The sequence below is a fragment of the Shewanella sp. SR44-4 genome, assembly GCF_014163715.1.
GTDB lineage: Bacteria > Pseudomonadota > Gammaproteobacteria > Enterobacterales > Shewanellaceae > Shewanella.
Genome location: NZ_JACJDU010000003.1, coordinates 19827 through 37493, shown reverse-complemented (window position 1 = coordinate 37493; position 17667 = coordinate 19827). Strand labels below are relative to the sequence as shown.

General features: G+C 42.1%; 14 protein-coding genes. 12 read left to right on the top strand and 2 right to left on the bottom strand.

From position 1 onward, the window contains the following. Positions 1 to 46 precede the first annotated feature (46 nt). The 11 genes from H5125_RS02430 to H5125_RS02380 all read left to right on the top strand — a co-directional run bounded on the left by H5125_RS02430 (position 47) and on the right by H5125_RS02380 (position 13116). Positions 47 to 508 carry a MaoC family dehydratase gene (locus H5125_RS02430; RefSeq protein ID WP_059743536.1) on the top strand — a complete coding sequence of 154 codons (462 nt, stop codon included), beginning with the start codon at positions 47 to 49 and terminating at the stop codon, positions 506 to 508. Between the two features lie 74 nt (positions 509 to 582). Continuing rightward, positions 583 to 1503: an SDR family NAD(P)-dependent oxidoreductase gene (locus H5125_RS02425; protein ID WP_182743438.1), complete on the top strand. Its 921-nt coding sequence runs from the start codon at positions 583 to 585 to the stop codon at positions 1501 to 1503. A gap of 121 nt (positions 1504 to 1624) precedes the next feature. After that, positions 1625 to 2806: an acetyl-CoA C-acyltransferase gene (locus H5125_RS02420; protein ID WP_101087179.1), complete on the top strand. Its 1182-nt coding sequence runs from the start codon at positions 1625 to 1627 to the stop codon at positions 2804 to 2806. A gap of 89 nt (positions 2807 to 2895) precedes the next feature. After that, entirely contained in the window at positions 2896 to 4566 is a 1671-nt protein-coding gene (locus tag H5125_RS02415) for an AMP-binding protein (protein ID WP_182743437.1), read from the top strand. A gap of 54 nt (positions 4567 to 4620) precedes the next feature. Then, a complete protein-coding gene (locus tag H5125_RS02410; protein ID WP_182743436.1) occupies positions 4621 to 5685 on the top strand; it encodes a patatin-like phospholipase family protein in 1065 nt (354 codons plus the stop codon). A gap of 84 nt (positions 5686 to 5769) precedes the next feature. Then, positions 5770 to 6768, top strand: a complete 999-nt coding sequence (locus H5125_RS02405) for an NADP-dependent oxidoreductase (RefSeq protein WP_182743435.1) — start codon at positions 5770 to 5772, stop codon at positions 6766 to 6768. A 201-nt stretch (positions 6769 to 6969) separates the two neighbouring features. Then, positions 6970 to 9084, top strand: coding sequence for a molybdopterin-dependent oxidoreductase (locus tag H5125_RS02400; RefSeq protein WP_182743434.1), 2115 nt, complete (start codon positions 6970 to 6972; stop codon positions 9082 to 9084). A gap of 74 nt (positions 9085 to 9158) precedes the next feature. After that, entirely contained in the window at positions 9159 to 9992 is an 834-nt protein-coding gene (locus tag H5125_RS02395) for a MoxR family ATPase (protein WP_101087184.1), read from the top strand. Positions 9993 to 9998: 6 nt separating this feature from the next. Further along, positions 9999 to 11171, top strand: a complete 1173-nt coding sequence (locus H5125_RS02390; protein ID WP_101087185.1) for a VWA domain-containing protein — start codon at positions 9999 to 10001, stop codon at positions 11169 to 11171. Positions 11172 to 11313: 142 nt separating this feature from the next. Further along, positions 11314 to 12222: a haloalkane dehalogenase gene (locus H5125_RS02385; RefSeq protein ID WP_182743433.1), complete on the top strand. Its 909-nt coding sequence runs from the start codon at positions 11314 to 11316 to the stop codon at positions 12220 to 12222. 102 nt (positions 12223 to 12324) lie between these two features. Then, positions 12325 to 13116, top strand: coding sequence for an SGNH/GDSL hydrolase family protein (locus H5125_RS02380; protein ID WP_259395378.1), 792 nt, complete (start codon positions 12325 to 12327; stop codon positions 13114 to 13116). A 614-nt stretch (positions 13117 to 13730) separates the two neighbouring features. Here the strand turns inward: H5125_RS02380 and H5125_RS02375 are convergent. After that, positions 13731 to 14069, bottom strand: coding sequence for a cytosolic protein (locus H5125_RS02375; RefSeq protein ID WP_123777506.1), 339 nt, complete (start codon positions 14067 to 14069; stop codon positions 13731 to 13733). A 1034-nt stretch (positions 14070 to 15103) separates the two neighbouring features. Further along, positions 15104 to 15403, bottom strand: a complete 300-nt coding sequence (locus H5125_RS22110) for a phage integrase N-terminal SAM-like domain-containing protein (RefSeq protein ID WP_310734166.1) — start codon at positions 15401 to 15403, stop codon at positions 15104 to 15106. 422 nt (positions 15404 to 15825) lie between these two features. Here H5125_RS22110 and H5125_RS02365 point away from each other — a divergent pair, with 422 nt between their 5' ends. Then, positions 15826 to 16848, top strand: coding sequence for a hypothetical protein (locus H5125_RS02365; RefSeq protein WP_182743431.1), 1023 nt, complete (start codon positions 15826 to 15828; stop codon positions 16846 to 16848). Positions 16849 to 17667: the final 819 nt, after the last annotated feature.

The window sequence follows — 17667 nt, the reverse complement described above, 5'->3', positions numbered from 1 at the left end:
ATTTCATTCATGGACAGTACCTGAACGTACAAGAGGAAAGGGAACAATGCCGACAGTCATCAATCGTAACGACATCACAAACTATATTGGCTTCCAAGCCGAGCCAACAAGCTGGTATCAAATCACTCAAGATCAGATTAATCAGTTTGCGGATTGCACACTGGATCATCAGTTTATTCACGTAGATGAAGAAAAAGCCAAAGCCACGCCTTTTGGCTCGACCATTGCCCATGGCTTCCTGTCACTTTCTATGCTGTCACATTTTGCTGAAGAATTTAGCGTCATCATTGACGGTTTTTATATGGGCTTGAATGCCGGTTTCGATAAAGTGAGATTTTTACAGCCGGTTACCGTTAACAGTCGCATTAGAGCACACGCTAAAACCCTTTCAATTGAAGAAAAGAAACCAGGGCAGTTCCGTTTATCAACCGAAGTGACCATTGAAATTGAAGGTGTTGATACTCCGGCATTAGTGGCTGAGTGGATTTCTGTGCAAATGGTTAAGTAGATTTCTATCATTTGTCACCTTCACATGAACACAAAACAACAATAAAAAATCAAAAAAAGCGTTAAGGAAACATTATGACGATCAGTTTTGCAGGACAAGTAGCCATAGTCACAGGTGCCGGTAATGGTTTAGGTCGCTCTCATGCGTTGGAACTCGCCAGACGTGGTGCTAAAGTGGTGGTAAATGATTTAGGTGGCGCACGTGATGGAAGCGGCGCATCTTCTGCAGCATCGCAAGATGTGGTTCGTTTAATCGAAGAAATGGGCGGTGAAGCTATTAGTCATGGTGCAAACGTCGCTAATTTTGACGAAGTGCAAGACATGGTGCAACAAACCATGGACAAGTGGGGCCGCGTTGATATTTTAATCAATAATGCCGGAATTTTGCGCGATAAGTCGTTTTCTAAAATGACCTTAGATGACTTTAAGTTAGTCATGGATGTCCACGTGATGGGCTCGGTTAACTGCACCAAAGCAGTGTGGGAAATAATGAAACAGCAAAATTATGGTCGTATTGTGATGACCACATCGTCAAGCGGCATGTACGGTAATTTTGGTCAGTCTAATTATGGTGCAGCCAAAATGGCCGTGCTTGGGTTAATGAATACCTTAGTGCTTGAAGGTGCAAAAAATAATATCCACATCAATGCGCTAGCTCCCACTGCGGGGACGCGTATGACTGAAGATTTAATGCCTGAAGAAATCGTTAAAGCCTTCGCGCCAGAAGCGGTAACTGCGGGGATGTTGACCTTGTGTGATGAACACGCGCCAAACCGCTTTATTTTATGTGCCGGAGCGGGTGGTTATTCAAGTGCCAGTATCTTTGAAACAGAAGGTTGTTTTATCCCTAAAGCATCACAAACCCCAGAAACGGTGCGTGACAACTGGGAGAAACTCACTGCGCAAGATAATCAAAAAGCGTTGAAATCTGGTGCTCAACAAGGCGAGAAGTTTGTGATCAAGGCGATGGCATTTATGAAATCGCAGCAACAGTAAATGATTCTAATGTAGGTTGAGCTGTTTCGTTAACTGTTCTTGTGATTATGACTAATACTTAGCTCAACCTCAAAACCTGATTAAATACATGTCTTAGAAGACATATAAACAAGGAATTATTATGAGAGAAGCCGTCATTGTATCTGTAGCGAGAACCCCCATTGGTAAGGCGTACCGCGGTGCGTTTAATGATTTATCTGCTCCAACATTAGCTGCAGTTGCTGTTAATGCAGCCGTTGAGCGTGCGGGTATTGACCCAAATGAAATTGAAGATTGTATTTTTGGTGCTGCACTAACTCAAGGTAACCAAGGGATGAACTTTGGTCGTCAAGTGGCAATGGCGGCAAAACTGCCTGTGTCTGTGCCAGGTATGACTGTCGACCGTCAATGTTCATCAGGGTTAATGTCTATTGCTATCGCTGCCAATTATATTGTTTGTGATGGCGCCAACGTGGTAGTTGCTGGCGGTTGTGACTCAATCAGCTTGGTTCAAAACGATAAAATGAACATGCACCGAGCGGTCGACCCAAGTGTTAAAGCTTATCGTCCAGCGATTTATATGCCGATGCTTGATACCGCCGAAGTGGTTGCTAATCGTTATGGCATCTCGCGTGAAGCACAAGATGCTTATGCATTAATCTCGCAACAACGCACTGCTGATGCACAAGCTGCAGGTAAATTTGATGACGAAATTGTGCCTGTTACGTGTACAAAATTGGTGATGGATAAAGCCAGCAGTGATATCACTAAAGAACAAGTCACCTTAACTCAAGATGAAGGTAATCGTCCTTCAACCAATATTGAAGGCTTAGCGGGTTTAAAAGCGGTAAAAGATAACGGCTCAATTACTGGCGGTAACGCATCGCAACTGTCTGACGGTGCTGCCGCTGTTGTGGTAATGGAACGAGAACTCGCTGAGCAACGCGGTCTTAAGCCGTTAGGTGTTTACCGAGGCATGGTGGTTGTAGGTTGTGAGCCAGATGAAATGGGCATAGGTCCAATTTTTGCTATTCCTAAGTTGCTTGAACGTCATAGTTTGAATATTGATGACATTGGTTTGTGGGAAATCAATGAAGCGTTTGCGGTTCAGGTCATTTACTGTGCCGAAAAATTGGGCATTCCATATGATCGTTTAAACGTCGACGGGGGCGCAATTTCTATTGGTCATCCTTATGGCATGAGCGGTACTCGTATGGTGATGCACGCGTTAATTGAAGGTAAACGTCGTGGTGTTAAATACGTCGTGATCAGCATGTGTATTGGTGGCGGTCAAGGTGCTGCAGGTTTATTTGAAGTGTTGTAAAGCTGGATGTAGGTTAAAAATAACAATAATAATCACAGCAGCCGGTAATGTAGGCTGCTGATAATTTTGTAATAATTGGGGACAGTATTATGGAAAGGATTTGGTTAGAAAAGAGTTATCCGCCTGGGGTTGAGTTTGAAATCGATCCAGATAAATACAACTCATTGGCAGATTTGTTTTTAAAATATACCAAGTTATATGCCACGAATACGGCATTTATCAACATGGATGTTAGCATTACTTATACGCAGCTTGCCCAGCAAGTAACTGACTTTGCAACCTATTTACAGCAAGACTTAGGTTTAGTGAAAGGCGATAAGTTTGCCATCATGATCCCCAATACACTGCAATATCCGATCGCATTATTTGGTGCACTTATCGCAGGCTTAACTGTGGTGAATGTCAATCCACTCTATACCGCCCGTGAGTTAGAACATCAATTAAAAGACTCAGGCACGAAAGGCATATTAATTTTAGAAAACTTTGCTCATGTATTACAGGCTGTCATTGATAAAACCGATGTTAAACATGTTATCACCACTGGGGTGGGTGACCGATTAGGTCTTATTAAAGGTGCATTAGTCAACGGCGCGATTAAGCACGTGAAGAAATTGGTGCCAGCGTTCGATTTACCCAATGCGGTTAAATTTAATGACGCCATGGCAAAAGGCAGTAAAAAAACCTTTATACCGGTTGACGTTATCGGTTCTGACTTAGCCTTTTTGCAATATACTGGCGGCACTACAGGTCCATCAAAAGGTGCCATGCTAACTCATCGTAATATGGTTGCTAACCTTGAACAGTCAAATGCGGTTACCAAAAACGTCTATGAAATTGGTAAAGAGCTGATTATTACCGCATTACCGCTTTATCATATCTACGCGTTAACTTCTAATTGCTTAGCCTTTTTACCTTTTGGCGGCACCAACTTATTAATCACCAATCCAAGAGACATGGCCGGCTTTGTCAAAGAACTAGCTAAATATCGCTTTACTGTGATTACAGGTGTAAACACCTTGTTTAACGGATTATTGAATACTCCAGGATTTGATCAACTCGATTTCAGTGCATTAAAGATGGGCTTTGGTGGCGGAATGTCAGTTCAGCGACCAGTTGCAGAACATTGGGAGCGAGTCACTAAAAGCCGTTTACTTGAAGGCTATGGTTTAACGGAATGTGCGCCTTTAGTGACAATGAGTCCTTATAACCAAAAAAGCTATAATGGCTCGATTGGTTTACCGGCATCATCAACCGATATTCGTTTAGTCGGTGCAGATGGTGAAGATGTGGCATTAGGTGAACCAGGTGAGATGTGGGTTAAAGGCCCACAAGTGATGAAGGGATATTACAATCGCCAAAAAGCCACTGACGAAGTGTTAATCGATGGTTGGCTAGCCACCGGTGACATTGCCACCATGGACGAGAATGGTTTCTTTAAAATTGTGGATCGCAAAAAAGACATGATTAACGTGTCTGGTTTTAACGTGTTCCCTAACGAAATTGAAGAAGTAATTGTGTCGCACGAAGGGGTATTGGAAGCCGCCGCTGTGGGCGTGTCTTGCGACATTACTGGCGAGCGCGTCAAAGTGTACATTGTGCGTAAGGACCCAACATTAACAGAACAAGATATTTTTGATCACTGCAATAAAATGCTCACTAACTATAAACGCCCTAAAATCATTGAGTTTATGAATGAATTGCCTAAAAGCAATGTCGGTAAAGTATTGCGTAAAGATCTTCGTAATCAGTCACAAGCGTAAAATAACAAGAGCTGCTGTCGGCATGTATTGCGACAGTCCAATAATAAGAGTCATATGTTAGAAATATACGCTGGTGAAACGGCTTTAAAATCGATACAACAACAGGGTTTTTCTCCAGATTTATTCAGTTCTTTCCTTGGTGCAAGTGGTGGACCTAAATGGTTCACCTTGCTGGGATTAGACAAATACCTTTTTGGGGAATTCTTTAAAGGCAGACAACAACCTTTAAACCTGATTGGTTCAAGTGCCGGTGCATTTCGCGCCGCGTGCTTTGCCCAAAATGACCCTGTCGCGGCGATAGAACGCTTAGCCAAAAATTACAGTGAAACCGTTTATTCTAATGACACTAAACCGCAACCGGATGAAATTACAGCTAAAGCAGTTGAATTACTCGATGAGTTATTTGGTGACAGCGGTGCAGATGAGATTATCAATAACAAAGTCTTTAAAGCCCATTTTATTGTGGCTAAATGCAAAGGACTGGTTGCGTCAGAAAATAAACTGCTGCAAGGGGCTGGCTTATTCAACAGTTTTGTCAGAAATTCCATCAGCAGGCCACTGCTTAACAGTCAGTACGAACGCTACATCTTTCAACATCGCCAAAGCGATTTGGCGATTTATGATCCTGACAATATCGCCACAACGTCTATGGCATTAAGCCAGCGTAATATCAAAGCAGCGCTATTAGCGTCTGGCTCGATTCCTATGGTGATGCAAGGGATAAAAGACATTGCTGATTGCCCTCAAGGTATGTACCGAGATGGTGGAATTATTGACTATCATTTTGATTTTAATATTCAAAATGAAGGCTTAACTCTGTATCCACATTTCAGCTCGACATTAAAGCCGGGTTGGTTTGATAAAAACCTGTCTCGCAAAGTGCGTTTACAACACTACGACAAAACTGTGCTCCTGTGTCCATCCGCTGAATTTGTCGCATCACTGCCGTTTAGCAAAATCCCCGACCGTAGTGATTTTGTCGAAATGAAACCGACGCAGCGCTTAGAGTATTGGCAGCAGGTGTTTGTGGAAAGTGAAAAGCTAGCCGAGCATTTTAAACATTTTTATCAACAGCAAAATATTCACAGCATTAAAAGTATTGAGCAGTTACTGGCTTAACGGCAATAAGATTTCATTTTTGGATATCAATTAAAAACGCGTCATTACTATGTTGACGTTAACTCATTAAAAAAGGATTTGAACATGACCACATACAAAGCCATTAACTTAATCGCCCGTCCAACCGGTGGCCCAGTCGGTCCTAAATTATTCGAAGTGGTCCAAAAAGACATGCCGAAAGTGGCACAAGGGCAATTTTTGGTAAAACAGAATCATATGTCACTGGATCCTGCCATGTTTGGTTGGATGAGCGCAGACACCGAAAGCTATATTCCACCAGTTGAGTTAGGTGATGTGATGCGCAGTTCTGGCATTGGTGAGATTGTTGAAAGCAATCACCCAGATTTTAACGTGGGCGACCGCGTAATGGGCATGATGGGCTGGCAAGAATACTTTTTAAGTAATGGTGCAGGGTTAAATAAAGTCACCGCGCCATTACCAGACGAAGCTATTTTATCGGTATTCGCCTTACCGGGCTTAACAGCAACACAGGGACTTTTCAACGTAGGTAAACCACAAAAAGGTGAAACTATTGTGGTTTCTGGCGCGGCAGGTTCTGTTGGCTCTATTGTGGGGCAGCTTGCTAAAGCAGACGGACTAAGAGTGATTGGCGTTGTCGGCAGTGACGAAAAAGCAGATTGGATCGTAAATGAGCTTGGTTTTGATGGCGCAGTCAATTACAAAACCGATGATATTGCAGCAAAGCTTGCCGAGTTAACCCCAGATGGCGTTGATGTGTATTTTGAAAATACTGGCGGCCCAATTCAGCATCATGTGTTTGCCAGAATGAATGCCCATGGGCGTATTGTGGTGTGCGGCATGATTGCGGATTACCCAAAAGCGGTACCTGATTTAGGCCCTAATTGGATCCAAGTGATTAAAAAGCGCTTGATTATCCAAGGTTTCACTATGCCAGATCATTTCGGTGATGTGCCCGCATTGCTCGAAAAATTAACCCCTTATGTGATGAAAGGGCAAATTAAGCATCGTGCCCACGTATTAAATGGACTCGAGTCTGCAATGACTGGCTTGAATTTGTTTTTCACTGGTAAAAACAAAGGCAAGTTAATCGTCAAACTGTAAGTGTTATGGCTATCAGCAATCGATAAGCCTTAGTTATTAATGGGGCATAACGGAGCTTAGCCACCACATAACCTCGCCAAATAAAGCCTAATAGCACCGTCAGCATTGTGTTATTAGGTGTGTTATTAGGTGCGTTATTAGGTGCGTTAACGTTGGCAGTTCAGTTACATTCACATTCATTTTCCAAGTCAGGCGATATATATGAGCGACATAAAAACCCATTATAGAAATTGCAATATTTGTGAAGCCATGTGTGGCTTGGAAATAAAATATCAAGACAAACAAATTTTGTCGATCAAAGGCGATCAGCTCGATCCCTTTAGCCAAGGTTACAACTGCCCTAAAGCATTGGCGCTGGAAGATTTTTATACGGATAAAGATCGCTTAAAAACCCCAATCAAACGTACCGATTCAGGTTGGCAAGCCATTAGTTGGGATGACGCATTTAGTGAAATCACCGCTAAGTTTAAAAGTATTCAACAGCAACATGGCAACAATGCTTTAGCAGTTTATTTAGGTAATCCTAACGCCCATAGCCTAGGCAATGCGTTAGTGCTTAAACCTTTTATGAAGTCATTAGGCACTGTCAATCGCTTTAGCTCAGCTTCGGCTGATCAATTACCCCATCATGTAGCGTCTAACTTTATGTTTGGTGCAGGTATGCTAATTCCGGTACCGGATATTGATAGAACTGACTTTATGTTGATCATTGGCGCTAATCCGGTGGTATCAAACGGCAGCATGATGACCGCGCCAAACGTCATTGGGCGAATGAAAGCGATTCAAAAGCGTGGCGGAAAAATTGTTGTAGTCGATCCGCGCAAAACCCGCACCGCTAACATTGCTGACCAGCACTTATTTATTCGACCTGAAAAAGATGCACTGTTGTTACTGGCATTAATTCATTGTGTATTTGCCAATGATAAGGTCAATTTACGCCATTTAGAGAACATGGTTGAAGGATTGGATGATGTAGCTAAGCTTGCCAAAGGTTATTCGCCAGAAGCGCTAGCAGAGTTTGTCGGTATTGATGCCGCTAGTATTCGTACGCTTGCAGATGACATGACGGCGGCCGAATCTGCGGTCTGTTATAGCCGCATGGGCGCCTCGACTCAAACGTTCGGTGGCTTATGTTTATGGCTCACCAATGTACTCAATATTATTACTGGCAACTTTGACCGTGCCGGTGGGGCGATGTTTCCACAACCTGCGTTTGATTTATTACGTCATCATAAACGAGGCCATAAAAGCTCATTTGGTCAGCATCACACTCGTGTTCGTCAATTGCCATTCTTTAATGGCGAATTCCCGGTGGCAACCTTAGCAGAAGAAATACAAACCGAGGGTGAAGGGCAGATTAAAAGCCTCATTACCGTCGCGGGCAATCCTGTATTGTCAGCGCCCAGTGGTCATAAATTGGCACAAGCCTTTGCTGGGCTTGAATACATGGTGTCGGTAGATATCTATTTAAATGAAACTACCAAATACGCAGACATTATTTTACCGGGCACTACAGGAGTCGAGAACTCCCACTTTGATATTTTCTTTAATTCATTTTCGGTGCGAAACACGGTGAAATACTCAGCACCATTATTTGAAAAACTGCCAGAACAACGCAGCGATTGGCAAATTCTAAAAGAGATTTCAGCCAGAATGCTAAACCTGCCTGCCGATGACCCAATGCAAAAAGTCACCCCAGAGATGATACTGGACATGGAACTCAAAAATGGTCCGTATGGTGAACAAGGCATCAGCTTGCAAAAGTTAATAGACAATCCGCATGGTATCGACCTTGGCCCGTTAATGCCCTGTATTGAACAACGCATTAAAACCGCAGACGGTAAGGTCAATTTATTCCCACAAGTGTATGTCGATGACTTACCTCGTTTAGACGCGATGATGACACCAACTGCACGCGACAAGGCTTATCCATTTGATTTAATCGGTCGTCGTTTAGTGAAAAGTCATAACACCTGGACACAAAACTCGCAGCGCTTAACTAAAGGTAAAAACCCTTGCACTTTAGAAGTGCATTCTGAAGATGCAAAAAAATTAGGTATTGAGCAGGGACAAGTGGTAACGGTGACTTCTGCTGTTGGAACAATCAATATCGAAGTGGTTATTACTGACGATATTCAACAAGGTGTTGTGAGTATGCCGCAAGGGTGGGGCCATAATCAGCAAGGCACTAACATGTCAGTGGCATCTGCGCAGCCTGGCGTGAGCATTAATGATTTAACGGATGCCGCTAGAGTTGATATGCTAACAGGAAATGCAGCATTTAATGGCACGCCGGTTGCCATTAACGTGGCTTAAAGCCAGATATATGCCCAAACAAATACATGAAAAAGCTTTGCTACGGCAAAATGACATAAATGAAAAGGTTGACCATGTTTAAAAGTACACAGAACTACATTGCCTCAAACGAGCTTACTTTAGCGGTAAATGCCGCTATTGCTTTAGAGAAACCGTTATTAATTAAGGGCGAACCGGGCACGGGTAAAACCCAGTTAGCAGAAGAACTTGCTCGTTCTCTTAATTGTAAACTGTATCAATGGCACATTAAGTCGACCACCAAGGCGCAACAAGGTTTATACGAATATGATGCTGTGTCCCGTCTACGTGACAGTCAGTTAGGTGATGCGCGTGTACACGACATCGGTAACTACATCGTTAAAGGTAAGCTATGGCATGCGTTTGAAGAAGAACAAAGACCGATATTGCTGATTGATGAAATTGATAAAGCGGACATCGAGTTTCCTAACGACTTGCTACAAGAACTCGATAAAATGGAGTTTTATGTGTACGAAACTCAACAGGTTATCAAAGCTAAACAACGTCCCATTATCATCATTACCTCTAACAACGAAAAAGAGCTACCAGATGCGTTTTTAAGACGGTGTTTTTTCCATTACATTAAATTTCCCACCAAAGATGAAATGGCAAAAATTATCGACGTGCATCATCCTAATGTTAAGCAAGACTTGTTACAGCAAGCATTAGAGGTGTTTTTCGATTTACGAGATGTCAACGGTATTAAGAAAAAACCCTCAACATCTGAATTGATCGATTGGCTTAAGTTATTAATATCGGATGATATTTCTCAAAGCACTTTGCTAAATAAACAATCAGACATCATTCCTTTGTTTGGCGCATTGCTTAAAAATGAACAAGACGTTTCATTGATTGAAAAGCTTGCTTTTATGAGCCGCAGAAACAGGTAGTGCATCGTGTTTATTGATTTTTTTCTGATCCTAAAAAAGCACAAAGTGCCTTGTAGCTTACGTGAGCTATTAGATTTGATTGCGTTACTAAAAGCTGGGGTGGTGTTTGCCGATGTGGAAGAGTTTTATAACCTTGCCAAAATTGTCATGGTTAAAGATGAAATCCACTACGACAAGTACGATAACGCCTTTGCTGAGTATTTTAAAGGCATCGAAAGTATTGATGTATTTGATAAAATTTTGCCCGAAGATTGGCTAAGAAAGGAGTTTGAAAAGCACCTTTCTCAAGAAGAAAAAGACAAGCTTAAATCTTTAGGCGGGCTTGAAGCATTAATGAAGGCGTTAAAAGAACGTCTAGAAGAACAGAAAAAACGTCATGCAGGCGGCAATAAATGGGTTGGCACAGGCGGCACATCTCCGTTTGGCGCTTATGGCTATAACCCTGAAGGGATTAGAGTCGGCCAAGATAAAAACCGTAATAACAGTGCCGTGAAAGTGTGGGATAAGCGCGAGTTTAAAAACTTCGACCAAGACCGTGAACTGGGTACTCGAAATATTAAATTGGCACTTAAAAAACTCAGAAAATTTGCCCGCACTGGGGCCAGTGAAAAACTGGATATTAATACCACTATCAGTTCAACCGCCAAGAACGGTGGAATGTTAGATGTTCACATGGAACCGGAACGTCACAATGCCGTTAAAGTGTTGATGTTTTTCGATATTGGCGGCTCAATGGATGATTATATTCATACATGTGAAGAGCTTTTTTCTGCGGCGCACAGTGAGTTTAAGCATTTAAAATTCTTTTATTTTCATAACTGTGTGTACGAAAATCTCTGGCAAGATAATAACCGCCGCTTTGATAAAGTGATTAATTTAGAAGAGATCATCAGAACATTTGGTGCCGATTATAAAGTCATTTTTGTCGGTGATGCGACCATGGGGCCTTACGAGATTATCGCTAAAGGCGGCAGTGTTGAACATTGGAATGAAAAGCCCGGCATTGAATACATGAATCGATTGCTGGGGCATTTCAATAAAGTGGCATGGCTTAATCCACAACCGGAAAATCGCTGGCCAATACATCATTCTATTTCCATTATTCAACAGTTGCTGAACAATAAAATGTATCCATTAACGGTTGATGGAATAGGACGGGCGATTAAGGATCTGAGTTAATGTCAGTTCGTTGCATGCAATGAACTAACGCCGTGACGTCAACATTCAAGGTTCAGTGACAGTCAGCAATGTGGCTTATTTAGCGCGAGGTTACATTACTCAGACAATATTGATACAAAACACAATAAGGAAGGGAATTAATATGGATTTTTTACGCACCGACGACAGTTGTTTCGCCAATTTACCTGATTACCATTTTACTGCGAATTACTTAACCGTTGATGACACTGAGGGTGGTGAACTGAGAGTCCATTATCTTGATGAAGGCCCTAAGGATGACGCACCAATATTGTTATTACATGGTGAGCCGACCTGGAGCTTTTTGTACCGCAAAATGATCCCCATTCTCGTTAAAGCCGGTCATCGTGTTATTGCACCTGATCTTATTGGTTTTGGTCGCTCAGATAAACCGACAAACCGTAACGATTATACTTATCAACGTCATGTCGATTGGATTAAATCACTGATGCTGCAACTTAATCTCACTAACATTACCTTGGTTTGTCAGGATTGGGGCGGATTAATTGGTTTACGTTTAGCGGCTGAAGAAAGCGAGCGATTTGCACGGGTTGTTTGTGCCAACACCATGTTACCCACTGGTGACCATGAGCCAGGTGAAGCATTTAAAAAATGGCGTCAGTTCTCACAAGACGTTGAGATATTCCCAACGGGCAACTTAATTAACAGCGCTTGTGTATCGACTTTACGTGCTGAGGTTATTGCTGCGTACGATGCGCCGTTTCCAGATGAGCGCTACAAAGAGGGCGCGCGTCAATTCCCGTTATTAGTGCCAATAACGCCTGACGATCCTGCTGCAGATAAAAACCGCGCCGCGTGGAAAGTATTGTGCCAATGGCAAAAGCCATTTTTAACCGCGTTTAGTGATTCAGATCCGATTACTGCGGGTGGTGATGCCTTGATGCAAAAACTCATTCCAGGAACAAAAGGGCAAAAGCACACCACTATCATCGCTGCAGGGCACTTTTTGCAAGAGGACAAAGGCGAAGTATTGGCCGACGTTGTAGTGAACTTTATTGCTGATAATCGTTAAGGGTCTATTCAACATTAATGATTAAGCCGTGCTGAGTGACAATATTAGGATTCGTTTAATAGTGAATAAAGGATAACCATGCTGTATCAAGGAGTGTCACTCATGTTAGCCCCGTTGTTGGTGTTTCAGGGGCTTAAGGTTCGCCGCACTACGCCAAGATTACCGGAACCCGAGGGCGAGCGTGTCGGGCAAACTGGGCCCAATCCTGCGTTGAGTTTGCTTATTTTGGGCGACTCAGCCGCTGCAGGAGTGGGAGTGGCATTTCAACAGCATGCTTTGTTAGGGCAGGTTATTGAGCAATTAAGTCCTCAACTCGAGTTTAGTTATGGCTTATTTGCTAAAACAGGCTCGACTACATATACCACCTTACAAGCCTTACAACAGCAGATTGATAACGCACATCCCATACTCGGGCAAACGCATTATGATGTCATCGTGACATCATTAGGGGTGAATGACATTACCTCATCAATCAGTTGCGAGAAGTGGTTGCTGCAACAAAAAGCGTTATTTGAACTGATTACAAAGCGATACAGGCCCAAATTGATATTGGTCACTGCGTTACCGCCTTTGGGGCTATTTCCTGCATTGCCTCATCCACTTCGTTGGAGTTTAGGCCAGCGAGCAAATCAATTTAATCGCCAATTACAGCAATTACTTATTAAGTTAAATCAACAAGTCGACCAATCCACAAGTTTCAGATTAATCAAATTGCCACTGGAAAACCCACAACCTGACATCACTATGCTGGAGTTTATGCGCCAAGTGATGGCTACCGATGGGTTTCACCCAGGTGCACCGATTTATAATGCATGGGCAAAGTTAGTGGTAGAACAAATAGTTGGTGGTATTTGTGCTTCAACATGTGTTTCACACAAGGCCTGCGGCCACTAACGTCGTGACGGTTCACCCACACCAGACCAAGAGGAAACCAACGGCTGTTCCCTCTTTACTCTTTATAAAAGAATGGGCCCAGCCGCCCCGCAACATTTTCTCTATTTACAAAACAACAGCTGCGAAAAGGTCGCCATGGGATTTATCTAGCTTTGAACTTCGTTTGTAGACTGCTTTGGTCCATCTGTAATAAGGAGTGAAAATACTAACGCTTCCGATGGGAATCTGATGTGAATGGATTCACGAATGTCGTGATGGCAAGGTCAATGATGTTCCCGACATCATAATGACATTCCCCATATCCATTGGGTCAGATGCCAAAGAACGACCTGTACCTCGAAAGCTAAGCTCACATCTGATAGGCAGGATGCCTGAATGCCTTGTAGCACATGGTCAATGATGTTCCCTACATCCTAATGACATTTCCAATATCCTTATCGGTCAGATGTGCGAGAAAGGCCATGTGAGCTTCACGCATTCTTGTATAAAGAGTCTTCAACGCCCTCAAGTTCAGAGTTAAACCCGTCCATGTTAAATTATGGCCGGCTGACTCATTTATGCCCCATTCCTTGCTAGGGATGCCAATTCGTCAATTTCAACTTACTGAATAATTTTCAGTCTATTCGGGTAATAAAGGTTTGCTCGTCATCCACAAAAGCTACAAAGCCGCCGTGATAGATAAATACCCGACCATGCCCCTCAACTAAGCAGGCAAGCTGTGGGTCCAAATCTTCTTCGTTACCCTGTCTTTGATATGTACCGATATCGGTGATTACGCCGCTGAGAGTAGGCAAATATCTATAAGTTCGCTTTGCCTGATCAACCAGGTTCAATTCGCTGGCGGTAGAGAAGCAAGAGGGTATCGTACCGGCTTCTTCGATAAACATAGTTTTCAGTTCTTCAAAAGCTGTGATTACTAGCCAGTCGATGCCGTTAACATGATGGATAAACATTGAGTTTCTCGGTAATTCTGATGCGGAGATTTTAACATGATCAGGGGCAGAACATAGTAGAGATTTAGTAATTCTGTGCAATTTACGGTCATTCACTAGGCCACCTTGAAACACGTCTTTGTCCCAAATTTTGTTTAAGATATGGCCTGCGGCCACTAACGTCGTGGCGCTTCGCCCACACCAGACCAAAAGGAAACCAACGGCTGCTCCCTCTTGGATCACCCAGCCGCCCCGCAACATTTTCTGAAAAGCGAAAAGGTCGCCATGGGGTTAAATTTAACTTTGACCTGCATTTGCAGACTGCTTTGGCCTTATTCGAAAATACTAACGCTTTCGATGGTACATCCTGTACCGCGAAAGCTAAGCTCACATCTGATAGGCAGGATGCCTGAATGCCTTGTAGCACATGGATGTGCGAGAAAGGCCATGTGAGCTTCACGCTATTTTCTTCAACGTCCTCAAGTTCAGAGTTGAATGACGCCAATTGCAAGCAAGGTATGCAAATCATTTATGCCCCAAAGTTACTTAGAACCAAAGCCCTATTTAAAAATGGTTCCCTTCGTTTTACATACAAAATTTAATTGATAATACTCTTTTACAGAAACCATTTTTTATTTGCTAGATTGCATAACCTAATGAGCTGGTTTTATATACAGGTATAAATAGATTTAGCTTAATTAAAATCAAACAACTCGTTAGGTAGGCCTAAAGTTGTAATGCAGATTTATTTAGAAAAGTATAATTGATTGATAATGTTGCAAATAAATTTAATCGTTTGTTTTTTAAACGACATTAATGCGCAATCTATCAGTGAGTCAGGTTTACCGTCTTTACCAGGAAAAACATGCCGGGGATGACGATGAGTTTGCCAATAATACCGCAGCGCTAACAATGTGCGTTATGGTAAGGGTACAAGCCTATCCTTGCCGCCTTTGGTGTCATGAATATGCACCTGCATCAACGCAGAATCGATATCGCCAACCTGCAATGAAATTGCTTCACCGAGACGCAATCCCATGCTGCACATGGTTAAATCACACTTGATATCGCAGCTTATGGGTGAGGCTAATGACGATTGAGACTTCGGCAGAGGTTAGAATATCCGGTAGGCGTTTGACCTGCAGTGGCTTAACAAGCCTCAGCCACTCCCAGTGCTGGTTAAGAACATATCGATAGAAAAACGGTAATCCACTACGGTCGAGTTTTACGGTGTTCCAGGAGTGAGAGGCAATTAAATCAGCAAAATAGCGCTTTAAATCATCGATTGAAAGGTTGTCAGGGCAATAGTCAAAATAAGCACTAATGCGCCTGACTGCACGGCTATAAGCATCGATGGTAGCAGGCCGCTTGCCTTGCAGCGTTAAATTGGTAAGATGTTGTTATAAAGAAAATCAAAGCGTTGTTGTTCAGATGCGTTCATGGTGATACTCCTAGATAAATGCCAATATTGGCAGGGTCTAGTAAGTATTTATGATGGGACTAAAGATGTGTTTTTATCTTTTTTTGCCGCAGAGCGGCTTCGTTCAACAAGCTGTTCAAGCGGGACAAATTACCGTTGGCTGTTTCGCTCCTATCACATTATAGCCAACAATTATCAGCCCCTTAAATGGGCGTTAGTTGCTTGCGGTAAAACTATTTTCGGAGTTTGTCGATAGTTAGAGAAAGTTACTTTATTAACAGTTACTTATTGAGTACAATCTCAGGCGATTAGTTGTTAATTCAACAAAATCACAAATGGAAATTAAAGGATTAAAACATGGATGCACTGCCTAGTACACAAAATAAAGCAATACATATAGTTGAAAAACAGATGCCTGTTGATCAACTGATTATGACTATGTACAACTCTCCCTCCGAGAATACTTACAAACACTTTAAAATGGTTAATTCCCATATTAAGAATGGAATTGTTCAAGTAGGACAGGTGGTATTGCTATCTCCAGCAGATGCTCAAGAATGCACAATTGAGGAAGCTGAATTTTTAAATGTCGCTAAAGCAGTTGATTTAACTTTATTAAAATTGAGTAACTCTGAAAAGCAATTGCTAGTAAATAGATATGAGTTTTTCTCAAATATTGCTAGTTATAACGGCTTATTGATAGGCGTAAGTAATACCGCGTGGAATGCTCATACAGCCCAAGTTAAATCTATTTTGAAAGATATAGAGCGAACCTATGTTACTAGTTATAAATCAAATGGTAACCTACATAATAAGAATTTTTTCACCCAACGTAAAATACAATTTGCTAGATTGGATGCAGCATTAAGTCGTTTTGGACAACCAAGTTTAGGTGGAAAACTTGTGGCTGGTGATATCCGTAGTAATTTGGGACTAAGCAGTAAAAGCATCATTCAACAGTGGAATAAGCAGCCTGCAAATGCCACAACTGTACCCAACTTTCATAAGAACTATGCAGCAGTAGCTGAAATGTCACGTAATTTGAAACGTGTAGGCTATTTAGGAATTATGCTAACAGGTGTTGATGCAGTATCTAACATTCAAAAAGCTTGTACCGTTGGTGATGATTCTCAATGTAGTAAATCGAAATATACCCAAACAGGGAAGGCTGCTGGTAGTATTGGTGGTGGGGCTTTGGGTGGGTTAGTTGCTTATGGCGGCTGTAACATTATATTTGGTGCACCAAGTGCAGGAACCAGCCTCTTTTGGTGTTCTTTAGTCGTTGGTGCTGGTACTGGTTTTGTCGGTGGGAAGTATGGGGGCTCTGGAGGAGAGTATTTAGGTGAAGAGATCTATAAATCAAAGAGTATAATTCGTTGATATTCAGCAATTTAAGTTTGACAACTCAAATATCACTCATCTTGTTTTGTGCAGGAATATGCCTACTTATTACTAGTGTATTACTTATTTTTTTTATAAAAAACAAATGGCTACCCATGGTTGAGGACATTATTGATGATAACTACTATTTGTTTTCATTGAATATATTCTCAGCAACTTTAGGTGTTTCACGTTACGGACTGATATTTCAATTTTATTGGCAGGCAAAACGTTGTGATAGATTAAAGCAAAGAGATAAAGTACCTAAAGAAGTCCAAAAGTTATTTATTGCAAGTAATGTTATACAATTACTTAGTTTTATAGTCTTTTTTAGCGGCATTGTTATTATTAATATTTATAAATAATTTAACCTATCATCTCTAACGTTGTTGCAACTAATCGGGTAGCCGGAGGTATTTAGCCTCCAGTCCCCACACTACCCTGCATGCGGCTCCGCACACGTCTAAATGGATTTAGGAGGTGAGAGCGGTTCATTTATAACGTCTAGCTAAGCTTTCTGGTTAGCTTCTTGTTTCAAGAGTGAATTGCGATCCATCTTTTAGTGAACATAAACTCACTTTCTTAAGCTAATCATTAGCAATGATAATGTGAACCGTAAATTTTAGAGCCTAAGATCTAACCGATTTCAGTCCATAAATGAGTCAGAAGACATTATTGGGAATGGATAAATTCAACTCTGAACTTGAGGCCGTTGAAGAAAATAGCGTGAGCCTGACAGGACGTCAGGCTAGCTTTCGCGGTACAGGATGTACCATCGAAAGCGTTAGCATTTTCGAGTAAGGCCGAGGCCGATTACAA

Bases quoted from the DNA above. Each gene is read 5' to 3' on its own strand.
- H5125_RS02365 (WP_182743431.1), top strand. From the start codon at position 15,826: ATGGATGCACTGCCTAGTACACAAAATAAAGCAATACATATAGTTGAA.
- H5125_RS02420 (WP_101087179.1), top strand. From the start codon at position 1,625: ATGAGAGAAGCCGTCATTGTATCTGTAGCGAGAACCCCCATTGGTAAG.
- H5125_RS02380 (WP_259395378.1), top strand. From the start codon at position 12,325: ATGTTAGCCCCGTTGTTGGTGTTTCAGGGGCTTAAGGTTCGCCGCACT.
- H5125_RS02415 (WP_182743437.1), top strand. From the start codon at position 2,896: ATGGAAAGGATTTGGTTAGAAAAGAGTTATCCGCCTGGGGTTGAGTTT.
- H5125_RS02375 (WP_123777506.1), bottom strand. From the start codon at position 14,069: ATGTTTATCCATCATGTTAACGGCATCGACTGGCTAGTAATCACAGCT.
- H5125_RS02425 (WP_182743438.1), top strand. From the start codon at position 583: ATGACGATCAGTTTTGCAGGACAAGTAGCCATAGTCACAGGTGCCGGT.
- H5125_RS02430 (WP_059743536.1), top strand. From the start codon at position 47: ATGCCGACAGTCATCAATCGTAACGACATCACAAACTATATTGGCTTC.
- H5125_RS02405 (WP_182743435.1), top strand. From the start codon at position 5,770: ATGACCACATACAAAGCCATTAACTTAATCGCCCGTCCAACCGGTGGC.
- H5125_RS02385 (WP_182743433.1), top strand. From the start codon at position 11,314: ATGGATTTTTTACGCACCGACGACAGTTGTTTCGCCAATTTACCTGAT.
- H5125_RS02395 (WP_101087184.1), top strand. From the start codon at position 9,159: ATGTTTAAAAGTACACAGAACTACATTGCCTCAAACGAGCTTACTTTA.
- H5125_RS02410 (WP_182743436.1), top strand. From the start codon at position 4,621: ATGTTAGAAATATACGCTGGTGAAACGGCTTTAAAATCGATACAACAA.
- H5125_RS02400 (WP_182743434.1), top strand. From the start codon at position 6,970: ATGAGCGACATAAAAACCCATTATAGAAATTGCAATATTTGTGAAGCC.